Genomic DNA, 20,614 nt, shown 5'->3' on the forward strand with positions numbered 1-20,614 from the left:
TCTCCCTTCATGTGGCCGGGACCGCGGCGGCGGGGATGCGCGCGTGCGCCGGGCGCCGCCGCTCCGCCGTGGCCGCGGCCGGCGCGCCGTCGCTCGACCCCAGCATGAACCACAGCAGCGCGCCGGTCTTGATCGAGTAGACCGAGTCGCTGATCACCAGGAGCAGGCACACGTAGGTCGCCACGCCGCACCGGAAGCGCCACGCGGCCGGGTTCCGCTCGGGCAGGAACACGAACAGCGCCCAGAAGCCGGCGACGCCGACGAGCCCGATCTGGTTCAGCGAATAGGCGTAGCCGGAGTCGGACAGGAACGGCTTGTCGGGCGACAGGCCCCACACGGCGCCGTCGCTGAGCGAGGTCAGCAGCCGCGCTGTCCACAGCATGCGGCCGCCGATGTCGTTGGACCAGTCCACGGCCGTGCTGGTGAAGCCGTAGACGGCGAAGCCCGCCAGCATGGCGAAGGGCAGCGCGAACCACACGAAGCGCGGCAGCCGCGAGCCGATGAAGCAGGTGCCGGTGCCGGCCGCGCAGACGTAGAGGCCGAATCGCGCGTCGGCGAGAACGATGGCGGCGGCGCCCAGCGCCATGACGAGCCGGCGGTGCGCCATGCCGGGGCGGCACAGGCTCCACAGGTACAGGATGGCCCCGAAGTTGCCCATCGACACGGGCTCCAGGAACACCGACGAGGTGCGGTGCGGCCCGAGGAAGGGCAGGATGGTGCGGGCGTCGGGCCGGATGCCGCTGGTGAACAGCGCCGAGGCCTGCGTGCCGAACTCGCTCTGCGCGGCGTCGACCGGCACGGCGCTTCCGCGGGCCACGTAATATTGCGCGATGTTGAAGAAGCGCGTGTAGGTGTCGAGCGCCGTGGCCTCGAACAGCCCGAAGGCGAGCACCACGAGCCCGCTCGCCAGCGCGGCCCGGTCCGCCAGGCGCGGGTCGCTCCAGCGGCGGCCGAGGGCGTAGAAGGTGATCGGGATCAGGAAGTCGCGCGCCGCCTTGAGGTCGAGCAGCGGCCGCAGCGCCATCAGGAGCGCCGCGTAGGACAGGAACACCGCCAGAACGAGGTAGGGCGCGGGGTCGCGGCGCAGCGCCAGGGCCAGCGCGGCGAGGATCAGCACGACCTCGGCCCCCATCACGCCCGAGTCGGTGACGTGAACCGCCACCGTGTTGGCGAGGCACAGCGCCGCGTTGAACGTGAGGGCGCCGAGCAGGATCAGCAACGTGCCGCCCCGCCCCGCGCCGCCCGCCGGCGCGGTCAAGCCGCCGCCTCGACGAGCGACGCCAACCGCGGGCGCTGCGGCGCGGGCGCGGCGACCACCAGCAGGGCGACGATGCGGCGGCGCGACGGGTCCACCGTCTGCGCCGCGAGCAGCAGCGATTCGGCGTCGGAGGTGGCGAGGTCGGCGACGAGCACAACCGCGTCGGCCGAGCGGGCGGCGTCGAGGGCGGCGGTGCGGACGCGGTCGAGGTCGACCGCGGTGATGATAAACTCCCCGCCCGCCTCGGCCGCGGCGCCCGCGCCGGCCCCGGCGAGGCGCCGCACCGCCAGCCCGTTCGCGAGGTCGCCCCCCTCGCACAGCAGCACCTCCTCGCCGAGGTCGGCCAGGGCCTGGCCGAGCGGGTCGGCCGTGGCCTGCAGGCCGGACGCCCCGCGGGCCGCCACCACGGCCACGAGCGCCGGCAGGCGCCCGCGCAGCGACGACCGGAGCCGCGCGACCACCGGGGCGAGCGCCGAGGAGGCGCCTCCCGCCTCCGCGTCCCCGAAGCGGCCGGACCGCGGCAGCACGGTCGCGGGTAGGCCCAGCAGGCGCCCGGCGTCGCGCGGCGTCATCCGCTTCGAGCCCCGCCCCCGCCTCCGCCGCGGCGGCAGCCGGTCCAGCAGATAGCCGAGCCCGAGGCCCAGGCAGGCGCCGAACAGCGCGGCCGCGGCCAGCACGATCGGCAGCGGCGGCTTCGTCGGGCGGAACGGCGGCGTCGCCTCGGACAGGAGGCGGGAGTTGCTCGTCTGGATCTTGCCCTGCTGTTCGAGCTCGCGCGCGCGGGCCAGCGAGGCGTCGAACACGGCGCGGATCGCCTGCGCCTCGCTTTCGAGCTGGCGGAGCTTCGTCTCGGCCTCGCTGCTGTCGTTCTTGCTGCGCGTGAGCTCACCGGCCCTGGCCTGCAGGTTCGCGAGGTTGGTGTTGGCCTGGGCGGCGCTGTCCGACACGGACGAGCGGATGCGGGCGAGCTCGGCGCGGAGCTGCCTCTGCGCCTCCGCGAGCTCGGCGTTGAGTTCCACCATGCGCGGGTGCTGCGGCAGCAGCGTGCGCGCCTGGCTGGCGGCCTCCCGCGCGAGGGCGGCGTATTGCGCCCGCAGCGTGACGAGCGTCGGCGAGTTCAGCGCGTCCGGCACGACGTCGGCCAGCAGCGCCTCGGGCCCGAGCTTCGTCACGTGCTCCTTCCTGGCGGCCAGCCGCGACACCTCGGCCGCGGCGGCGTCGATCTGCGTGTACAGCTCCTTGAGCTGCTGCGTGACGACGAGGCCGTCCGAGCTGCTCTTCACGAGGCCGTTGGTGCCGCGGTAGCGCTCCACCGCGGCGTCGGCGGCGTCGAGCTGCTCGCGCAGCCCCGCGACCTGCGCGATGATGGAGGAACCGGCGCGCTTGACGGCTTCGACGCGCTCCTCGGCGGTCACGCGCAGGTAGGCGGCCGCGAGCGCGTTGGCGATCTCGGCCGCGCGGGACGCGCGCGGGTCCGAGGCCGTGATCTGGAACACGAGCGCGTTCTCGACGCGGTGGATCACGACGCTCGCCTTGAGCTGTTCGAGCACCGCGGTCTCCCGCTGCCCCGGTCCGGGCGCGGGCCCCGGCCCGAAGACGCGGGCCAGCAGCCCCGGATGGGGCTGGAAGACGGGGTCGGCCGCGAGGTTCAGCTCGTCGGCGACCCGGCGCAGCACGGGGGTCGACAGCATCACGAGCGACTGGCTGTCGACGTTGGCGAAGTCGAGCGAGGCGGAGCTGTCCGTGCGGACGATGTCGCGGCCCACCACCTGCAGCGCCTGCGGGGCGACCAGCAGGTCGGCCGTGGCGCGGTAGACCGGCGTCTGCAGGAGCACGTAGGCCGCGGCCAGCGCCGTGCAGCAGGCGGCCGAGCCGGCGATGAGCCGCATCCGGCGGCGGGCGAGGCCGAGCAGGTGCAGCAAGCCGTCCGGCGCCGCCGAGCCCTGCCCGATGTCCCGGTCCACCGCCCTGCTTTCCACGTCGGACCTCCCGGCGGCTGCGGCGGCCCATCGCCGGCGCAGGGCCTTCAGCCGACAGTGGAGGAACACGGTTAAAGCGCCGTGTAGCCATCATCGCCGGTGTCCGGCACGGTCCACCCCGCCGCGGCGCCGGCGGTGCCGCCGCGGCGCCGGCGGTGCCGCCACGAGGCGACGTCAGGGCGCGACTTCGGCCTGGAGCGGCGCGGCGAAGACCCTGCGCCGGGTCAGACCTCGGGCGAGGCGGCTCCCGGCGGCGATCATCGGCCGCTCGACGGCGAGGTAGGTGAGGGGCGTGATCCCGGCCACGGCCACCGCGGCGGCGGGCGCGACGAGGGGCAGCCAGCCGGTCGGGATGCCGCGCAGCAGGCCGGCCCCCTCGACGAACAGCAGGCTGAGCACGATGCCGTGCAGGAGGTAGATGCCGTAGGAGCATTCGCCGAGCGCCAGCGCGCCCCGCGTCCGCAGCAGGCCCCCGAAGCCGTTGCCGGCCGCGACGGCGGCGAAGAAGAATCCGAGCAGCGCCATCTGCGGCAGGCCGTAGGGGTCGGGCGCGGTGGTCAGGCCGAGCACCAGCGCGGCCGCGGCGGCGGCCGTGGCGAGCCGCCCGCGCAGCCACCGGGCGGCCGCCGCCGAGCGCTGCAGTTCGTGGGCCAGCATGCCGAGGGCGAAGAGGGGCAGGTAGCGCGGCAGGTCCTGCGGATGGATCTGCCGGGCCAGGAGGGCGGCGCAGAACAGCGCGCCCGGCACGGCCCAGCTCGGCGCCCGCCCGCGCGCGGCGTCCATCGCGAGCGCGCAGGCCGGGAGCACCGCCACATAGAAGATCCACTCGAAATGCAGCGACCACAGCACGTAGGCGTCGATCCGGCCGCTGTCGGGGTCGCCCAGCAGGGGCGGCTGCGCGCGCGCCGTGATCCAGTCGAGCGCGGCGCCGAGATCGCCGGCCCCGGGGCGGGCCCCCGTCCTCAGAACGATCACGGCCGCGACGACCGCCACCGACACCGCGACGAGGGGGACGATCCTGAACACCCGCGTCACGGCGACCGAGGGCCACGGCGTCGCCCGGAAGCCGCGGAGGATGCGCGGGTAGAACACCAGCCCCGTGGTCATGAAGAACAGGGCGACGCCGCCGGCCCCGAGGTTGTTCAGCAGCGCGACGCCGGGCGCGGACCACGTGCCGCCGAGCCGCGTGACCTGCATCCAGACGACGAAGTGGTGGACCAGCACCGCCAGGGCGAGGTAGCCGCGCAGGCCGTCGACGCAGCCGATCCGCCGCTCGCCGGGCGGGAGGGGGAAGCCGGCCCGCGCCGCGGCGGCGCCGACCGCCGTGGCGGCCGCGAAGGCGAGCGACCCGCCGACCAGGATCGACGCCATGGGATAATCGAGCGTCACTGGGCTGCCCCGCTCAGGCTGCACGGGGGTGGAGGAGACTTCGGCTCGATGGCCCCCCGATCCGCGTGTCGTCGAAGGCCGAGGGGTCGCGGAGGCGGGCCGCGACCTCGGCCCAGGACAGGTGGACGCCGCCGGCGTGCCGGCCCGCCCCACGCGCGGCCGCGACCGCGGCGCGGATGCTCGCCGCGTCGCCGCGCCGGTAGCCGTGCCGCCCCGGATGAACGCCCGCGACCTCGACCGGGCAGACCGCCGGCAGGCCGAGGTGGTCGTACTGCATCAGCTTCATCGAGGTGTGGGTGAGATAGGGGGCGACGCCCGGCCCGTAGGCCGCGACGGCGAAGTCGGCGTGCTGCAGGTAGGGCAGCGTTTCGGAGAAGGGCATCTCGGGATGGAACAGCACGTTCCCGGCCGGCGGGCCCGCGTGGCCGCTGCCGATGCAGTGGAACGTCACCTCGGGGAAGCACCGGCCCGCGGCGGCGAAGAAGGCGGGGTCGAACAGCATGGAGCCGACCGAGACGGCGTTCACGGTGCCGGCCCGGTAGGGCGAGGCGCCGCGCGCCGCGAAGGCCTCGGCCGCGATGCCGTGCGGGATGAACCAGGTGGGCGTGCCGGGGGGCACCTCGGAGGCGAGCAGCGGCGACGGCACGCGCACCGCGTCGATGAGGTGGGCTCCGGCCCGGAGCGCGCGCTTCACCGGTCCGGCCTGCCCGATGGCGTCCAGCGCGTCGCTGGCCAGGTAGACGAGGCGGGCGCCGGGGTTCAGGCGCCGGATCAGGTCGAGGTAGATGAGCCCCAGGCCGGACTCCACCAGGACGGTGTCGGCGGCCCGGAGCCTGTCGCGCACGGGCGCCGGCAGGTGGCGCGCGAAGAGGCCGAACAGGGCGCGCTCGGCCCAGGCCGCCGCGGGCGGGAGCCGGCACGGGTGGATCGGCGTGCGCCACAGGTAGCAGTCCACGCCGTTCACGGTCTCGAAGGCGTTGGCGCGGTGCCACAGGTCGTGGCGCGGGTCCTCGCGCAGCCGGGTCAGGCGGCTGTAGCGCAGCGACACGAAGGCCACGTCGCTCGCCTTCGCGAGCTCGTCCGCGATGAAGTGCAGGTCGACCCGCCGCCGGCTGCGGTAGTCGTGGTAGCCGGACAGGACGACGATCTTGTCGCGATGGGGGGCCATGGTGTCCTCGCCGGGAGGTGCAGGGGATCGGCTCAGCCGAGCGCCACGCGGCGCCGGCGCAGCACGGAGGCCGCGAGGCCGGCGAGCTCGCGGACCAGCTCGGGGCTGAGGCAGGCGAGCAGGGCCGCGTAGACGGCCGCCCCCGCCGGGACCAGCACCGCCAGGGCCACGATGCCGTGGACCGTCCCGGTGGCCTCGACGGCGGCGAGGACCAGCGCCATGACGGCCGCGGCGAGCAGCGGCTTGCCGATCGCCTCGGCGCAGGGGCCCGCGCCGATGCCGGCGATGCGGAGCGCGGAGCGGGTGGCGAGCGGGTAGACGACGAGCTGCACCGCCGAGGCCCCGCAGGCGAGGGCGGCCGCGCCGCCGAAGGCCGCCGCCGGCAGCACGGCGACGTTCAGCACCGAGGACAGCATGGCGTAGCGCGTCACCTCCGGCAGGCGCCGGCCGACCATGAAGATCGTCGTGTTGAACTGCATCATCGACACGGTGCCGATCGAGACGGCGAGCGCCGACAGCACCGGCGCGGAGCTGAGCCAGCGGTCCCCGAGCAGGACCTCGACGACCGGCCGGGCGAGCGCCGCCGTGCCGAGCGCGGCCGGCATGGTCACGGCCGCCACGACCGCCATGGCGCGCAGCGCGGCGCGGCGCCGGGCCTCGGCGTCGGCGATGTTGGCGAAGGTCGACAGGGTGACGCTCTGGATCGAGCTCGTCAGGAGGAGGTGCAGGGCCAGCGTCAGCCGCTTCGCGGCGTTGTAGACGCCCGCCGCGACGACGCCGAGGATCGAGGACGCGACGATGATGTCGGTTTCGGTCGAGAAGAAGGTGCCGAGCGCGGAGAGCGCGAGGTGGCGGGCGTCGTCGAGGCCGCGGCGGAGCGCCGGGCCGGGGACGCGCAGCCGCGGGCGCCAGGGCGTGGTGGTCCAGAGCAGCACCAGCGACAGCCCGTTGGTGGCGAGCTGCTGGCCGACGAGGCTCCAAAGCTCGAAGCCGCGGACCGCCATGGCGACCCCCACGGCGCCGCCCACCGCCGCCGCGGCGATCGAGCGGATCGCCAGCGTCCGGAAGTGCATGTGCCGCGCGAGCCAGGCCTCGTGCGTGCGCCACAGGCCGTTGGAGAGGGCCAGCGCGGCCGCGAGGCGGAGCGCGTCGACGAAGGGGGCGGAGCCGCCGGCGAGCGACAGGGCTTCCGCCCCGAGCAGGGACGCGCCGACCATGAGCGCCGTTGAGGCCAGGGTCAGGGCGAAGCAGGCGTCGTAGTCGTCCGCCGCGGCGTCGACGCGGCTCGCCACCGCGTTGGCGAAGGACTCGATCCCGGTCCGCTTCAGGAACTCCGCGATGCCGAGGCTCAGCGCCATGACGCCGAAGCTTTCCTTGGACACGTAGCGGGCCGTGACCAGGAAGGTCAGCAGGGCGACGCCCTGGCCGACGCCGATGCCGGCCAGCGACCAGAGCGCGCCGCGGCCGACCGTCCTCCTGTTGACCTCGGGGCGCGCCGGCTCAGCCATGCCGGGCCTCCCTCCGCGAGCGTGGCTTCGACGTCCGCATCGCGCTCAGCCCCCCGTCGGGAGGAGCAGCCCGGCGAGGCAGCCGACGACGAGGTCCTTCAGGAAGACCTTGCCACCGAGCCCGCCGGTGCGGCGCGCCCCGTAGGCGCCCGCCGTCAGGAGCCGCGCCACGGTGGACGCGTTGCGAACGAGGCCGGTGCGCCCGTAGAGCGCCGCGCGCCTGCGCATCCAGGAGCCCGTCTCGGCGAGCTCCGCCGCGGCGGCGGCGAGGGGCGGCGCCAGGGCGGCCGGTGCCCGGCCGCTCCGCAGCTCGGCCCGGATCAGGGCGTCGACGCTCCCCAGGACGGCGGCCGCCCTCTCGGCCCGCGTTCGCGACTGCCCGATGTTGGCGCGCAGGTCGTCGAGCACGCTCCTGTGCCGCAGCGTGACGTTGCTGTCGTGCAGGCGGTAGCGCGCCAGCGGCCGGCCCACGTAGGGCACGGGGCCGCAGATGTTGCCGACGAGCGAGATCCACTGGTCATGCGCGAGCCTCTGGTCCTCGTCGTAGCCGAGCGCCCCCTCCCACACGCGCCCGAGGGCGAGCAGCTCGCGCCGGAACACGATCGTGAAGCCGTATGCCACGAACCAGGGAGACAGCCCGAACGGCCGGCGGGAGGCGCGCTGCGAGGGCGGGTAGAGCGGCCGGAGCACGCGGTCCCCCTCGAACACGTCGGCGTTGTGGTAGACGAGCCGGACCTCGGGTGTGAACAGCGCCGCGCAGGCCGCGAGCTTGTCGGGGCTCCAGATGTCGTCCTGGTCGCAGAACGCGATGAGGTCGCCCTCGCACCGGGCCGCGCAGCCCATGAAGTTCGCGCCGTAGCCGAGGCGCTGCGGGTTGACGTGGACGCGGACCGGGAACGGGGCCGTCGCGGCGAAGGCCGACACGATCTCCACCGTGTTGTCGGTCGACCCGTCGTCGGTCACGACCAGCTCGGCGGGCAGCAGGGTCTGGTCGGCGAGGCTGCGCAGCTGCTCGCCGATGTAGCGGGCACCGTTGAAGGTCGCCATCGCGATGGAGATCTTGTCCACGGCCGCCTCCGGATGCCGAACGCCCTGGGGACGGGACACGGCCGCCCGCCGGCACGGCGCGCCGGGTTCCGGCTGCCGCGGCCATGGAATGCCACGTCTATGCTTGACACGGGACTGACGACGCCCGGCTTTTGCGCGGACAGGCTTAACGCTTGCTCGCCGACCCGCGCATCGTCGGGCGCCAGCGTCGGCGAAAACAGTTCCTTCGGTCTCCGGGGTCAATCCATCCCGCATTAACCCTGACGCTCGATTGCATTCGCGAGACGTCGCCTCTCATTCAATTGATCACCCTTCCATGGTTCCATGATCGGGACGGTCTCGCACCGAGGGAAGGTGGGATGTGAGCGAAACTCCGGGCAATCCTGGCCAGGCCAGGCTCAGCGTCGGCCCCGTGGAGGTCGCGTATCTCCGGCGTGACGAGGCCCTCGAGGCCGTCGGCCGCGCGTTCAGGGACCGCGCCCCGGTCCGGATCGCCTTCTGCAACGCCAACACGATGCTGCACGCCCTCAGCCGGCCCCGCTTCGCCGAAACGCTCGCGGGTTTCCTCGTGCTCAACGACGGCCTCGGCATGAACCTGTGTTCCCGCCTGTTCACCGGGCGGCCGTTCCGCGACAACCTCAACGGCACCGACTTCACCCCCGAGGTCCTGCGGGCGGACGGCCCGGACCTCCGGATCTTCCTGCTCGGCGGGGCGCCCGGCACGGCGGAGGCCGCGGCGGCGCGGCTGGCGGTGCAGTTCCCCCGCCACCGGATCGTCGGCACGCGCGACGGCTTCTTCGGCGACGAGGAGGCCGAAGCCGTGGCGGAGGCGGTCGCGCGGGCGGAGCCGGACCTGCTGCTCGTCGGCATGGGCAACCCGCGGCAGGAGGAGTTCATCGCCGCCGCCGCCCCGCGGCTGTCCGTCCCCGTCGTCATGGCGGTCGGCGCGTTCCTGGACTTCACGGCCGGCAACGTGGTGCGCGCCCCCGCGGTCGTGCGGGCCGTGAGGGCGGAATGGCTGTTCCGCCTCGCGCAGGAGCCCCGGCGCCTCGGCCGCCGCTACACCGTGGACGTGGTCGCCTTCCTGTGGTGCATCGCCCTGCTGCGGCTGAAGGCCGGCCCGGCCCTGAGGCGGGCGTGAGGCGGCCGGCCGTGCGGAGCGTCGACAACAAATCGCAGCTCCTGACGACGGGCCGCGGGGAGCATGCCGGGCGGCAGGGGAGCCGCGCCGTCGCGACGGACGGAGATCGACAGCGTCGTCCGGCCGTGGATGCGGCACCAGTCGAACTCCGCCGGACCGGGCGCGACCCGCAGCCCGGCGCCGGCCGGCACGGCGTCCCCGTCACCTTCGCCGGCACGGTCGGCGTGTTCCACCCCGGCTCCGCACCCGTCGGCGTGCTGATGCTGAGCCCCTTCGGCTACGAGGAGATGTGCTGCCGCACGACGTGGCGCGCGCTCGCGGAGGCCGCCGCGGCGGCGGGCCTGCCCTGCCTGCGCTTCGACCTCCCCGGCACCGGCGACGCGCTCGACGTCGCGGCGCCCCCCGGCATCGACGACTGGCGGCACGCCGCCGCCGAGGCCGCGGGCCTGCTCCGCGCCGCCGCGGGCGTGGATCGCCTGATCCTGCTCGGCCAGGGCCTCGGCGCGGCCCTCGCGGCCGAAGTCGCGGGCGACGTCGGCTCCGTCGATGCCGTCGCCTACCTGGCCCCGGCGGTGGACGGGCGCCGCCACCTGCGCGAGCTCGGCCTATGGGCGCGGGTGATCACCGACCGGATCGGCATCGGCCGCGACCCGGACGACGCGTCGGGCTGCGCCGTGGCGGGCTTCGCGCTGCCGCCCGAGCGCGCCGCGGCGATCCGCGGCCTCGACCTGCTGCGGCGCGGCGCGGCGCCCGCCCTGCCCTCGCTCGTCGTGGCCCGGCCGGAGCGCCCCGCCGACGCGGCCCTCGCGGCGCACCTCCTCGCCCGCGGCGCGGAGGTCGCCGAACGGCCCTACGACGGCTACGACAGGCTCGCCGCCGACCCCAGCGTCGCGGTGCCGCCGGCCGGAACCATCGCGGCCGTGGTGGCCTGGCTGTCATCCCGCGCCGCCCTGCCCGGCCCCGCGCCGGCGGGACGCCCCGGAGCCCTGCCCTCCGCCCCGCCGCTGTCCGGCCCCGGCTTCAAGGAGCGGCCGCTCCGGTTCGGGCCGGGGGACCGCCTGTTCGGCGTCCTGTGCCGGCCCGCCGCGGCGCCGGCCGGACGGGCCGTGGTCTTCGTCGGATCCGGCCGCGATCCCCACGTCGGCCTCGGCCGCGCGACGGTGGCGCAGGCCCGGGCCCTCGCGGCTCGCGGCATCGCCTCGCTGCGCTTCGACCCCTCCGGCATCGGCGACAGCCCCCCGGCCGCGGAGGACGGCCGCGAGATCCTGTATTCGGAGGAGCAGATCGACGACGTCCGCGCCGCGATCGACGTCCTCGCCGCGTCGGGCTTCGGCGCCGTGACGCTGGTCGGCCGCTGCAGCGGCGCCCACGCGGCCTTCCACGCCGCGCTGCGCGACCGCCGGGTGGAGCGGCTCGCGATGGTGAACCTGTCGCGCTTCGTGTGGGACCCGCGCGAGGACGTGGCGGAGTCGCTCCGCTACGGCCACCGCCGGCTCGGCGATTTCGGGACGGTGCTGTGGCGCGAGGGCGGGTGGCGGCGCCTGCTGGCCGGGCGGCTGCGCGTCGGGGCCGCCGGGCGCCACCTCGCGCGGCGGAGCGCCACCGCGGCGGCCCTGCGGCTCGCCCCGGTGCTCGCCCTCTCGCGGAGCGGGAGGGCTTGGCGCGACGTCCGGCGCGGCATGGCCGCGCTGGCGGCGCGCCGCGTCCCCGTGGCGCTGATCTACTCGGCCGACGACCCCGGCCTCGACGAGCTCCGCCGGCACTTCGGGCCGGGCGGGCGCGACCTCGCCGCCTATCCCGAAGCCACACTCGAGATCGTCGCCGACGCCGACCACAACTTCACCCACCGCGCGTCGCGGGACCGGCTGCTCGCCGTCCTGCTGCGGAGCGTGGCGGCGTGACGGGGCGGCGGCGCGCCCTCCCCGTCCTGGCGGCGGCCGTCGCCGCGGCGACGCTCCTCGGCGCGTCCGCGCGGGGCGCGCCCACCGCGTGCCTGCGCGGGGTCAACCTGTCGGGCGCGGAAGGCGGGACGGTGCCGGGTCGCGCCAACTTCGACTACGTGTATCCCACGGCCGAGGAGGTCCGCCGCATGGCGTCCCTCGGCTTCACGGCGATCCGCCTGCCCGTGCGCTGGGAGCGCCTCCAGCCGCGGCTCGACGGGCCGCTCGACGCCGGCGAGGCCGGGCGGCTCGACGCCGTCTTCGACGCCGCGGGCGCCGCGGGCCTCTCGACCGTGCTCGACCTCCACAACTACGCCTATTACGGCCGGGACCGGCTCGGCACGCCGGCGCTGCCGGCTGCCGCGCTGGCGGACCTGTGGGGCCGCATCGCCGCCCGCTATGGCGCGCGCGGAAAGGTCGTCTTCTCGCTGATGAACGAGCCCCACGACGTCCCCGGGCCGGCCTGGGCCGCCGCCGCCACGGAGGCCATCGCGGCGATCCGCGCCGCGGGCGCGCGCAACCTCGTCCTCGTGTCCGGCACGGCCTGGGACGGCGCGCACAGCTGGACCGCCGACCTGCCGACCGGCAACAACGGGCGCGACATGCTGGCCGTGCGCGACCCGCTCGACCGCTTCGCCTTCGACGTCCATCAATACCTCGACGCCGACTTCTCCGGCCGCTCCGCCGAGTGCTCGGCCGCCCCGCGGGCCCTCGCGGGCCTCGACGCCGTGCACGCCTGGCTGGTGGCGAACGGGCGCCGCGGCTTCCTCGGCGAGTTCGGCGCCTCGGCGGCGCCCGCCTGCATGGCGGCCCTCGGCGCCCTCGTCGAGCGCGTCGACGCCGACCCGAAGGCCTGGCTGGGCTGGACCGCCTGGGCGGCCGGCCCATGGTGGCCGCGCGACTATCCCTTCGACCTGCAGCCGACGGCGGCCGGCGCGCCGCCGCAGCTCGCCCTGCTGGCCCGCCTCGCCAAGGGCAGGCCCTGCCGACCCCTCGGAGCGCCATGACCGTCCGTCCCGCCGCGGCCTCGTTCAGGGAGGCCGCCGCCCGCCCGCGCGTGCTGCACGTGGTGCGCCAGTTCTGGCCCAACCGGGGCGGCCTCGAGGACGTGGTGCGGCACCTGTGCGCCGAGCAGATCCGCGCCGGCATCGACGCCCGCGTGCTGACGCTCGACCGGCTGTTCCGGGACCCCGGCACGGTGCTGCCGGCCATCGACGCGGTGGACGGCATCCCGGTCGCCCGCATCCCGTTCCGCGGCTCGACCCGCTATCCCCTGGCGCCCGGCTTCCTGCCCCACCTCGCCGGCGCCGACCTCGTCCACGTCCACGCGGTCGACTCCTTCTTCGACGCGCTCGCGCTGACGCGGCCGCTCCACCGCAAGCCGCTGGTCGCCACCACGCACGGCGGCTTCTTCCACACTCGCGCCTTCTCGGGCCTGAAGGGCCTGTGGTTCCGGGGGCCGACGCGGCTGTCGTGCCGGGCCTACGGCGCCATCGTGGGGTGCAGCGACAGCGACGCCAGCACCTTCGCGCGCGTGGCGCCCGGCAAGGTTTGCACGATCCTCAACGGCGTCGACCTCGCCAAATTCGCGGGCGCGTCGAGCCCCGTCCCGGTCCGGCGCATCGTCACGCTGGGCCGCTTCTCCGACAACAAGCGGCTCGACCGGCTCCTCGCCGCGATGGCGGCCCTGCGGGCGCGCGATCCGGGCTGGCACCTCGACGTGGTCGGGGTCGAGTCGGACTGGTCGGCGGAGCGGCTGCGCGGAGCCGTCGGGGCGGCGGGCCTGTCGGGCGCGGTGGAGGTGCGCGTCGGGCTCGACGACGGCGCGGTCGCGCGGGTGATGCAGGGCGCGACCTTCTTCGCCTCGGCGTCGGACTACGAGGGCTTCGGCCTGGCGCTGATCGAGGCCCTGAGCGCCGGCCTCGTGCCGCTGGTGCAGCCCAACGCGGCCTTCGCGGCGGTGGCGGCCGACCATGCCGAGGTGGAGCTCGTCGACTTCGGCGACGCCCCCGCGGCCGCGGCGGCCTTCGAGGGCGCGTTCCGGCGGCTCGCGGCCGCGCCGGGCGGACGGCGCCCGCCCGACCTGTCCCGCTACGCTTGGCCCGAGGTGGCGGCCCGCTACGCCGCGGTCTACGCGGCCTGCCGTCCCGGCTTCGCGCCCCGAACCGCGTGACCCTCCGCCGCGGCCGGCGGCGCGGTCAAAGCAGGTCAGCCAGCGGGTTCGGCACCTGCTCGGCGCAGAAATTCGCGCCGGCGATGTGGGCTGCGTCGGCTTCGGCGCCGTCGAGCGCCTCCGCGAAGGCCGCCAGCGCCGCGTTGAAGGTCGCGAATCGCGCCTCGCGCTGGGCCGAGTTGGAGGGCGTGGTGCGGCTGTAGAGGGCCGCGGCGTCCTGCAGGCGGCCGAACGCCTCCTCGACCTTCCAGTCGGGCTCGATCTTGTCGAGCATCACCCCGCGCAGGGCCTCGGTGTTGGCGCGCAGCCCCTTGATCTTCGCCGGCTTGGCCGTCTCGTCGTCCGCCGCGGCCTGGTCGTGGAAGCGCACCAGCTCTGTGGCGAAAGTCATCATCATGTCGCGCGGTCTCCTGGCCTTCGGCGTGGGCACCCCCGTGTTTCGGCCGCGGACGGTTAACGAGGCGTGTAGGGGGTCCAGGGCGTAGAGGCCGGCTCGACGGCGGGCCGGCGCCGGTCCATGCAGGCGGGAGTCCAGCACCCGGGAGGACGGACCTTGCTCCATCGCGACGACATCGAGGCCGACCTCGCGCGCGGCGACCCCGAGGACCTCAGGGACGCCTTCGACAGGCTGGTCGCCTGGGACGGCGCCAGCGCGATCGCGGGCGTCGCGACCGCGGGCGAGCTGATGGCGCTGTTCGAGCGGGTCTGCGCGGCGATACGCGGCGACGACGGGCGCGTGCCGGCCGACACGGTGCGGGCGCTCCTGCGCGGCCGCGCGGGCGAGGCCGCGGCGGTCGGCACCTACGACGGCGCCGCCCGCTTCGCCCTGGCGGCCCGGCGGACGTGGTGGCCCGCCTTCTCGGCGAGCCTGCCCGCGGACGGCTGATACGGCGTCCGGCCGAACAGGCCGGGGTGCCGTATCACCAGCCCGCGCGGCGCATGAGCGAAGCCGAAATCCGCATCACGAAGGGATCGAACGGATTTCGTATGACCCCCTCAGGGCTTGCGCGGCGGCCTGAGCTGGAGGTGCAGGTCGCCGCCCTGCAGGAGGCGCAAGCCCTGATCGTAGACGCTGCGACACGGCGCGCTGAGCAGGCGGCGCTTGCCCACGATGCAGGACACGCCGTGGTCCTTCGCGGCCAGCGCGCCCGGACACAGGCGCAGGGCCTCGCCGAGGCACAGCAGGGCCGACTGCCTGAGGGCCGGCGGGACGGCGATGCGCGGCGCTCCGAGGGCCGGCGACAGGCACGCCAGCGCGGCGACGAGACACAGGGCGAGGCGCATCGGCGGGGGCTGTCTCCTTGCGGACCGCGCCGGCCCTCGGCCGCACCGGTCCCGCGAGGGTGATTGGACCCGTTCGGACGGGCTGTCCACCGGGTCGCCGCGGCGCGGGCCGGGCCGCGATGGGCCGCTTCCCGCGAACGACCGGCCTTGAAAGCTGGTCCCCCTATCCGCCGAAGCGCGCCCGCGACTCCGCGGCCCGCGCCGGCGCGTTGTAGATGGACAGGTACACGCGCAGGTTGACGAAGAAGCGCGGCGGCATGTCGGCCTCGATCGCCGCCTCCACCGCGGCGCGGGCCCGGTCGATCACGGCGGCGCTCGCCTCGGTGACGTGATCGTAGCGCTCCACCGCGGCCTCGGCGGCCTCGATCTCGGTCCTGATGGCGTCGTGATGCGGCGTCATCTCGAAAGCCTCCATGGCCCCCTCCTCGCGGTGCGGCGTCCCGTCCTCACCCTGCATCGGAGGATCATCGGGGACGGCCCTTGCGCGGCGCATGTCCGCCGCGCGGGGCACGGGAGCCGTTCGACGCGCGACCGCCCGCCGCGCGCCCTCGTACCGCGGCCCCGTCGCAGCACCATCCCGTTCGCGCCCGCGTTGTTCTCGCGCCAGCACAGCCGGCGAGGGAGCGCAGCGATGGCGAAGTTCCGAGCGACCTACAGACAGCCCGATCTGGTCGAGGTCGCGCACGAGGGATCGACGATGGCCTGGATCTTCCACATCGCCCGCGACGGATCGGGGCGCCGGCACCTCCAGGGTCCGGAAGGGACCGCCATGGCGCTGGCCCACGGCAACCTGATGCGCCAGGCCTGCGTCTTCGCCCAGTCCGAGGCGCTGCACGCCGGTCGCGTCGACTATTGATCCGTCCCTCCTCCGCCGGGACGTGGCGGGGCGTGGGACGCGCGCGCGGCGCCGCTCCCGGCGGCCCGCCGCCTCAGTCCCCGGCCGGGCGCGGCGACGCCACGGTGCGCAGGTAGGGCTTCAAGGTCCGGAAGCCGGCGGGGTAGAGCTTCGCGGCCTCGTCGTCCGACACGCTGGCCGGGATGATGACGTCCTCGCCCACCTGCCAGTCGGCCGGGGTCGCGACCTTGTGCAACGCGGTGAGCTGCAGCGAGTCGAGCGCGCGCAGGATCTCGGCGAAGTTGCGGCCCGTCGACATGGGATAGGCCATGGCGAGCTTCACCGTCTTGTCCGGCCCGATCACGAAGACGGTGCGGACCGTGGCGTTGTCGGCGGCCGTGCGGCCCTCCGACGTGTCGCCCGCCCCGAACGGCAGCATGCCGTAGAGCTTCGACACGGCGAGGTCCGTGTCGCCGATCATGGGGAAGTCCGGCTCGGCGCCCTGCGTCTCGGCGATGTCGCGCGCCCAGAGGCCGTGGCGCTCGACGGGGTCGACCGACAGGCCGATCACCTTGCAGCCGCGCCGGTCGAACTCGGGCTTGAGCCGCGCGAGGCTCCCCAGCTCGGTGGTGCAGACGGGCGTGAAGTCCTTCGGGTGGGAGAACAGCACGCACCAGCCGTCGCCCACCCAGTCGTGGAAGTGGACGGTGCCCTGCGTGGTCTCGGCCGAGAAATCCGGGGCCGTCTGTCCGATCTGCAGCATGTGAACCTCCACTCCTCCGGACCTGCCCGAACGCGCGCAGACCGACGCTCCCGGGCGCGGTTCGGGAACGCTCCCGATCCGGCGAGGTTAGCACGCCGGACGGGGCGCACCAAATCAGCTACGGATTTTGTAGACGATAAGGGACGGCCCGCGCCCGAGCCGGGATCACAGGCCCCGCCTCCGTGCGTTGGCGGGAAAGCGCGACCGCGGGCGGGCGCCGAACGGGGACGGACGATGAGCGAGCACCACCACGGCGACCATCACCACGACCATGGTGAGCGCTGGAAACACGACGGCGTGCGGGTCATCAAGGGCGACCAGCTCGACCCCAACACGGCGCAGACGCCCGGCATGTTCCGGCAGGCCGCGATCGACCACGCCCGCGTCGGCGCGCAGCGCATCTGGGCCGGCACGGTGGCGATCGAGCCCGACGCCAAGACCGGCGTGCACCACCACGGCGCGCTTGAGAGCGTGATCTTCGTGCTGCGCGGCCGGGCGCGCATGCGCTGGGGCGAGCGGCTGGAATACGTGGCCGAGGCGGGGCCGGGCGACTTCATCTTCGTGCCGCCCTACGTGCCCCACCAGGAGATCAACGCCGACCCCGCGCAGGTGCTCGAATGCGTGCTGGTGCGCTCCGACAACGAGGCCGTGGTGGTCAACATCACGGACGTCGACCCGGTCGAGAAGCCCGAGGCCGTCTACTGGGTCGACCCGATCCACCGGGACCCGCGCGCCTGACGCGCCGCGCGAGGCCCGCCCTCAGGCGATCAGCACGGCCCTGACGTCGTTGACGTTGGTCAGCGTCGGGCCGGTGACGACGAGGTCGCCCACGGCGGCGAACAGCGAATAGCTGTCGTGGGCCGACAGCACCGCGCGGGGGTCGAGGCCGGCCGCGCGGCTGCGGGCGAGGGTGTCGGGCGTCACGATGGCGCCCGCGGCGTCCTCCGTCCCGTCGATGCCGTCGCTGTCGCCCGCGACCGCCCAGACGCGGTCGTGGCCCGCCGCCGCCAGCGCGAAGGCGAGCAGGAACTCGGTGTTGCGCCCGCCGCGGCCGGCCGGGCCCCGGCCGATCGTCACCGTGGTTTCCCCGCCCGACAGCAGCACCGCGGGCGCCTCGACGGGCTGGCCGTGCCTCGCGACGGAGCGCGCCATGCCGGCCAGGACGGTGCCGAGCTCGCGGCTCTCGCCTTCGAGCGCGTCGCCGAGGATCAGCGGCGTCAGCCCCTCCTGCCGCGCCGCGAGGGCGGCGGCGCGCAGGGCCGTCACCGGCGCGGCCACGACCGCCACCTCGTCCGCGTCCCAACCCGGACCGGGTGGCTCCGCGGCGCGCTCCAGCGCGCGGCGCGCGCCCTCGGGGAGCGACAGCGCGTAGCGGGTGACGATCTCGCGCGCCGCCTCGGGGCCGCCGCCGTCGGGCAGCGTCGGGCCGGAGGCGATCAGCGCCGGGTCGTCGCCCGGCACGTCGCTGATCACGAGCGTGGCGACGCGGGCCGGCCGGGCCGCCGCGGCGAGGCGCCCGCCCTTGATGGCGGAGAGCCGCTTGCGCAGCACGTTCATCTCCCCGATCGTGGCGCCGCTCGCCAGCAGCGCGGCGTTGACGGCCTGCTTGTCGGCCAGGGTCATCCCCGGCGCCGGCAGGGCGAGCAGCGCCGAGCCGCCGCCCGAGATCAGGGCGACCACGAGGTCGTCCGGCGTCAGGCCGCCGACGGCCGCCAGCATGCGGCGCGCCGCCGTCTCGCTCATGGCGTCCGGCACCGGATGCGAGGCTTGGAGGATCTCGACGCGCCCGGCCGGCACGGCGTGGCCGTAGCGGGTCACCACGACGCCCGACAGCTCCACGTCCGGCCAGGCCGCGTCGAGGGCCGCCGCCATGGCGGCCGAGGCCTTGCCGGCCCCGACCACCACGCAGCGCCCCTTTGGCTTCGGCGGCAGGTGGCGCCGCACGGCGGCACCCGGATTGGCGTCGGCCACCGCCGCGTCGAAGATGCGGCGCAGCGCCGACCGGGCTCTAGCGTCGGACCAGGTGGTGCTCATCTTTCTCGGCTCCATGCTGGCCTTTCGCGCGGGCCCGCGGCGTGGTCCCCGGCCGGGTGCGGCCTCAAAGGACGCGGTACCTCTCCCAGACGTCGGCCATCCTGCCGCCGGCGAGCAGGAGGTCTCGCGCGCCGTCCTCCAGGCCGGCCTTCTCGACCGCGAGCGCGACCGCTTCCCGGACGATCGCGCGCGGCACAACCGTCACGCCGTCCGCATCCGCCACCACGAGGTCGCCGGCGGACACCCTCACGCCGCCGAACCGGATGCCGACGTCGACGGCCTGGATGGAGACGCGGCCGAGGCTGTCGGTGGGGCGGCAGCCGCGGCCGAGCACCGGGAAGCCCAGCGCGTCGATCTTCGCGCGGTCGCGGATGTAGCCGTCGACGAGCGCGCCCCGGGCGCCGCGCCCGACCGACGCCGTGGAGAAGAGCTCGCCCCAGGCCGCCGCGGGCCTCTCCGAGCAGTCGACCACCGCGACGTCGCCGGGGCGGAGGCTGTCGAGGAAGTCGATCTCGGCGCCGTAGGGGCGCTCGGGCGCCCGGTCGACGGGCCGGCTCCGGGCCGTGCGGGCCCAGCCGACGACGGTGCCCCGGCCGGCGAGCGGGACGATGCCGGGCTCGGCGGTCTGGTCGCGGAAGCCCAGGCGGTCGCAGACGTCCGAGAAGACGGCGCTGTAGGTGACCCCGGCCAGGTGGTCGAGGTCGAGGGCGGGGATGTCGCGCGGGTCCGTCTCGCTCATGGCTCGCCCCGGATGCTGTCGTGGCTCATGGTGGCCCGCTCCGCCGCCGCTGCCCGGAGGAGCGTCGGCGCGGGCGGCGGCCCGCTGCCAGTAGCGGGCACGGGCGTCCGCCCCTTATAAGGGCTCCCGCGAGGCGCTCAAGGCTCGGTCGCCCGGCCGCGGGGAGCGGCTGCGGGCGGGGCCGGAGCGGAGCCTCGGAGCACGGGGGGAACATCATGGCGGCGAGCGACTTCCTGCGGACCGGCACCTTCGTGGGCCGGGTGTGGCGCGAGGACATTGGCGGCCCCTCGGTGGTCGCGGTGCGCGACGGCCGGGTCGTCGACGTCACGGGCGCCGAGGCGCCGACGATGCGCGACCTCCTGGAGCGGGACGACCCGGCCTCCGCCGTGGCCGCGATGGGGGGCGAGGCGCTCTGCGACGTCGAGCCCCTGCTGGAGGCCGGCTCGGCCGGCCCCGTGCGGCTCCTCGCCCCGATCGACCTCCAGGCCGTCAAGGCCTGCGGCGTAACCTTCGCGCGCTCCATGGTGGAGCGCGTGATCGAGGAGCGCGCCGCGGGCAACCCGGACCTCGCCACCCGCATCCGCGACCGCGTGTCCGCCGTGATCGGCGACAGCCTGCGCGACGTGCGGGCCGGCACGCCCGAGGCCGCGCGGGTCAAGGCGGCGCTGATCGAGGAAGGCCTGTGGTCGCAGTACCTCGAGGTCGGGATCGGGCCGGACGCCGAGGTGTTCTCCAAGGCGCAGGTGCTGTCGTCGGTCGGGCACGGCGCCGACGTCGGGCTGCACCCGATCTCGAAGTGGAACAACCCCGAGCCGGAGGTGGTGCTCGCCGTCGACAGCCGGGGCCGGGTGAAGGGCGCCACGCTCGGCAACGACGTCAACCTGCGCGACGTCGAGGGCCGCTCGGCGCTGCTGCTCGGCAAGGCGAAGGACAACAACGCGTCCTGCTCGGTCGGCCCCTTCATCCGCCTGTTCGACGGCAGCTACGGCATGGACGACGTGCGCGCGGCGGAGCTGCACCTGACCGTCGAGGGCCGCGACGGCTTCGTGCTGCGGGGGCACAGCTCAATGAAGGAGATCAGCCGCGACCCGCTCGACCTCGTCGCCCAGACGATCGGCCGCCACCACCAGTACCCGGACGGCCTCGTGCTGTTCATGGGAACCCTGTTCGCGCCCACCGAGGACCGCGGCGAGGCGGGCCAGGGCTTCACGCACCATATCGACGACGTGGTGTCGATCGGCAACGACGCGCTCGGCCTGCTGCGCAACCGCGTCCGCCTGTCGACCGACTGCCCGCCCTGGACGTTCGGCGCCTCGCACCTCATGCGCAACCTCGCGGGACGCGGGCTGCTCTAGC

The 20,614-nt window shown here is 75.3% G+C and carries 20 protein-coding genes; 8 read left to right on the forward strand and 12 right to left on the reverse strand.

What is annotated here, in order from left to right; all coding sequences use genetic code 11:
* Positions 1–7 precede the first annotated feature (7 nt).
* The 6 genes from L7N97_RS04605 to L7N97_RS04630 all read right to left on the reverse strand — a co-directional run bounded on the left by L7N97_RS04605 (position 8) and on the right by L7N97_RS04630 (position 8,370).
* Positions 8–1,258, reverse strand: a complete 1,251-nt coding sequence (locus L7N97_RS04605) for a hypothetical protein (RefSeq protein ID WP_237477178.1) — start codon at positions 1,256–1,258, stop codon at positions 8–10.
* Positions 1,255–3,237: a GumC family protein gene (locus L7N97_RS04610; protein ID WP_237477179.1), complete on the reverse strand. Its 1,983-nt coding sequence runs from the start codon at positions 3,235–3,237 to the stop codon at positions 1,255–1,257. The genes L7N97_RS04605 and L7N97_RS04610 overlap by 4 nt, the downstream gene beginning before the upstream one ends.
* A 174-nt stretch (positions 3,238–3,411) precedes the next feature.
* Positions 3,412–4,608: an acyltransferase family protein gene (locus tag L7N97_RS04615; RefSeq protein WP_237477180.1), complete on the reverse strand. Its 1,197-nt coding sequence runs from the start codon at positions 4,606–4,608 to the stop codon at positions 3,412–3,414.
* A gap of 31 nt (positions 4,609–4,639) precedes the next feature.
* Positions 4,640–5,794 (reverse strand): GumK N-terminal domain-containing glycosyltransferase, encoded by a 1,155-nt coding sequence (locus tag L7N97_RS04620; RefSeq protein ID WP_237477181.1) that lies wholly within the window; start codon positions 5,792–5,794, stop codon positions 4,640–4,642.
* A gap of 32 nt (positions 5,795–5,826) precedes the next feature.
* The gene (locus L7N97_RS04625; protein WP_237477182.1) at positions 5,827–7,302 is read right to left on the reverse strand and encodes an oligosaccharide flippase family protein; all 1,476 of its coding nucleotides are present in this window, start codon (positions 7,300–7,302) and stop codon (positions 5,827–5,829) included.
* A gap of 45 nt (positions 7,303–7,347) precedes the next feature.
* Positions 7,348–8,370, reverse strand: a complete 1,023-nt coding sequence (locus L7N97_RS04630; protein ID WP_237477183.1) for a glycosyltransferase — start codon at positions 8,368–8,370, stop codon at positions 7,348–7,350.
* Between the two features lie 340 nt (positions 8,371–8,710).
* Here L7N97_RS04630 and L7N97_RS04635 point away from each other — a divergent pair, with 340 nt between their 5' ends.
* The 4 genes from L7N97_RS04635 to L7N97_RS04650 are packed head-to-tail and all read left to right on the forward strand — an operon-like array spanning position 8,711 to position 13,603.
* Positions 8,711–9,490: a WecB/TagA/CpsF family glycosyltransferase gene (locus L7N97_RS04635; RefSeq protein WP_237477184.1), complete on the forward strand. Its 780-nt coding sequence runs from the start codon at positions 8,711–8,713 to the stop codon at positions 9,488–9,490.
* Positions 9,487–11,391: an alpha/beta hydrolase family protein gene (locus L7N97_RS30135; protein WP_237477185.1), complete on the forward strand. Its 1,905-nt coding sequence runs from the start codon at positions 9,487–9,489 to the stop codon at positions 11,389–11,391. The genes L7N97_RS04635 and L7N97_RS30135 overlap by 4 nt, the downstream gene beginning before the upstream one ends.
* Positions 11,388–12,437, forward strand: a complete 1,050-nt coding sequence (locus tag L7N97_RS30140; protein WP_237477186.1) for a glycoside hydrolase family 5 protein — start codon at positions 11,388–11,390, stop codon at positions 12,435–12,437. The genes L7N97_RS30135 and L7N97_RS30140 overlap by 4 nt, the downstream gene beginning before the upstream one ends.
* Positions 12,434–13,603, forward strand: a complete 1,170-nt coding sequence (locus L7N97_RS04650) for a glycosyltransferase family 4 protein (protein ID WP_237477187.1) — start codon at positions 12,434–12,436, stop codon at positions 13,601–13,603. Before L7N97_RS30140 ends, L7N97_RS04650 begins: the two co-directional genes overlap by 4 nt.
* A gap of 25 nt (positions 13,604–13,628) precedes the next feature.
* Here L7N97_RS04650 and L7N97_RS04655 read toward each other — a convergent pair whose 3' ends face one another.
* Positions 13,629–14,000 (reverse strand): hypothetical protein, encoded by a 372-nt coding sequence (locus L7N97_RS04655; protein WP_237477188.1) that lies wholly within the window; start codon positions 13,998–14,000, stop codon positions 13,629–13,631.
* Between the two features lie 156 nt (positions 14,001–14,156).
* On the opposite strand from L7N97_RS04655, the gene L7N97_RS04660 reads away from it, so the two are divergent.
* Entirely contained in the window at positions 14,157–14,489 is a 333-nt protein-coding gene (locus tag L7N97_RS04660) for a hypothetical protein (protein WP_237477189.1), read from the forward strand.
* Between the two features lie 110 nt (positions 14,490–14,599).
* On the opposite strand, the gene L7N97_RS04665 is transcribed toward L7N97_RS04660, so the two are convergent.
* Positions 14,600–14,887, reverse strand: a complete 288-nt coding sequence (locus L7N97_RS04665) for a hypothetical protein (RefSeq protein WP_237477190.1) — start codon at positions 14,885–14,887, stop codon at positions 14,600–14,602.
* 163 nt (positions 14,888–15,050) lie between these two features.
* Positions 15,051–15,302 (reverse strand): hypothetical protein, encoded by a 252-nt coding sequence (locus L7N97_RS04670; RefSeq protein ID WP_237477191.1) that lies wholly within the window; start codon positions 15,300–15,302, stop codon positions 15,051–15,053.
* Positions 15,303–15,518: 216 nt separating this feature from the next.
* On the opposite strand from L7N97_RS04670, the gene L7N97_RS04675 reads away from it, so the two are divergent.
* Positions 15,519–15,743 (forward strand): hypothetical protein, encoded by a 225-nt coding sequence (locus L7N97_RS04675; RefSeq protein WP_237477192.1) that lies wholly within the window; start codon positions 15,519–15,521, stop codon positions 15,741–15,743.
* A 73-nt stretch (positions 15,744–15,816) separates the two neighbouring features.
* Here L7N97_RS04675 and L7N97_RS04680 read toward each other — a convergent pair whose 3' ends face one another.
* Complete coding sequence (locus tag L7N97_RS04680; protein WP_237477193.1) at positions 15,817–16,485, reverse strand: peroxiredoxin; 669 nt, start codon at positions 16,483–16,485, stop codon at positions 15,817–15,819.
* Positions 16,486–16,719: 234 nt separating this feature from the next.
* Here L7N97_RS04680 and L7N97_RS04685 point away from each other — a divergent pair, with 234 nt between their 5' ends.
* Positions 16,720–17,223 (forward strand): cupin domain-containing protein, encoded by a 504-nt coding sequence (locus L7N97_RS04685; protein ID WP_237477194.1) that lies wholly within the window; start codon positions 16,720–16,722, stop codon positions 17,221–17,223.
* 21 nt (positions 17,224–17,244) lie between these two features.
* On the opposite strand, the gene L7N97_RS04690 is transcribed toward L7N97_RS04685, so the two are convergent.
* On the reverse strand, positions 17,245–18,519 hold the full coding sequence (locus L7N97_RS04690) for a glycerate kinase type-2 family protein (protein WP_237477195.1): 1,275 nt from the start codon (positions 18,517–18,519) through the stop codon (positions 17,245–17,247).
* A 64-nt stretch (positions 18,520–18,583) separates the two neighbouring features.
* The gene (locus tag L7N97_RS04695) at positions 18,584–19,258 is read right to left on the reverse strand and encodes an RraA family protein (RefSeq protein ID WP_237477196.1); all 675 of its coding nucleotides are present in this window, start codon (positions 19,256–19,258) and stop codon (positions 18,584–18,586) included.
* Positions 19,259–19,473: 215 nt separating this feature from the next.
* Between L7N97_RS04695 and L7N97_RS04700 the strand changes: the two genes are divergently transcribed.
* Positions 19,474–20,613 (forward strand): fumarylacetoacetate hydrolase family protein, encoded by a 1,140-nt coding sequence (locus L7N97_RS04700; protein ID WP_237477197.1) that lies wholly within the window; start codon positions 19,474–19,476, stop codon positions 20,611–20,613.
* Position 20,614: the final 1 nt, after the last annotated feature.

The organism is Lichenibacterium dinghuense (assembly GCF_021730615.1).
Lineage (GTDB): Bacteria > Pseudomonadota > Alphaproteobacteria > Rhizobiales > Beijerinckiaceae > Lichenihabitans > Lichenihabitans dinghuensis.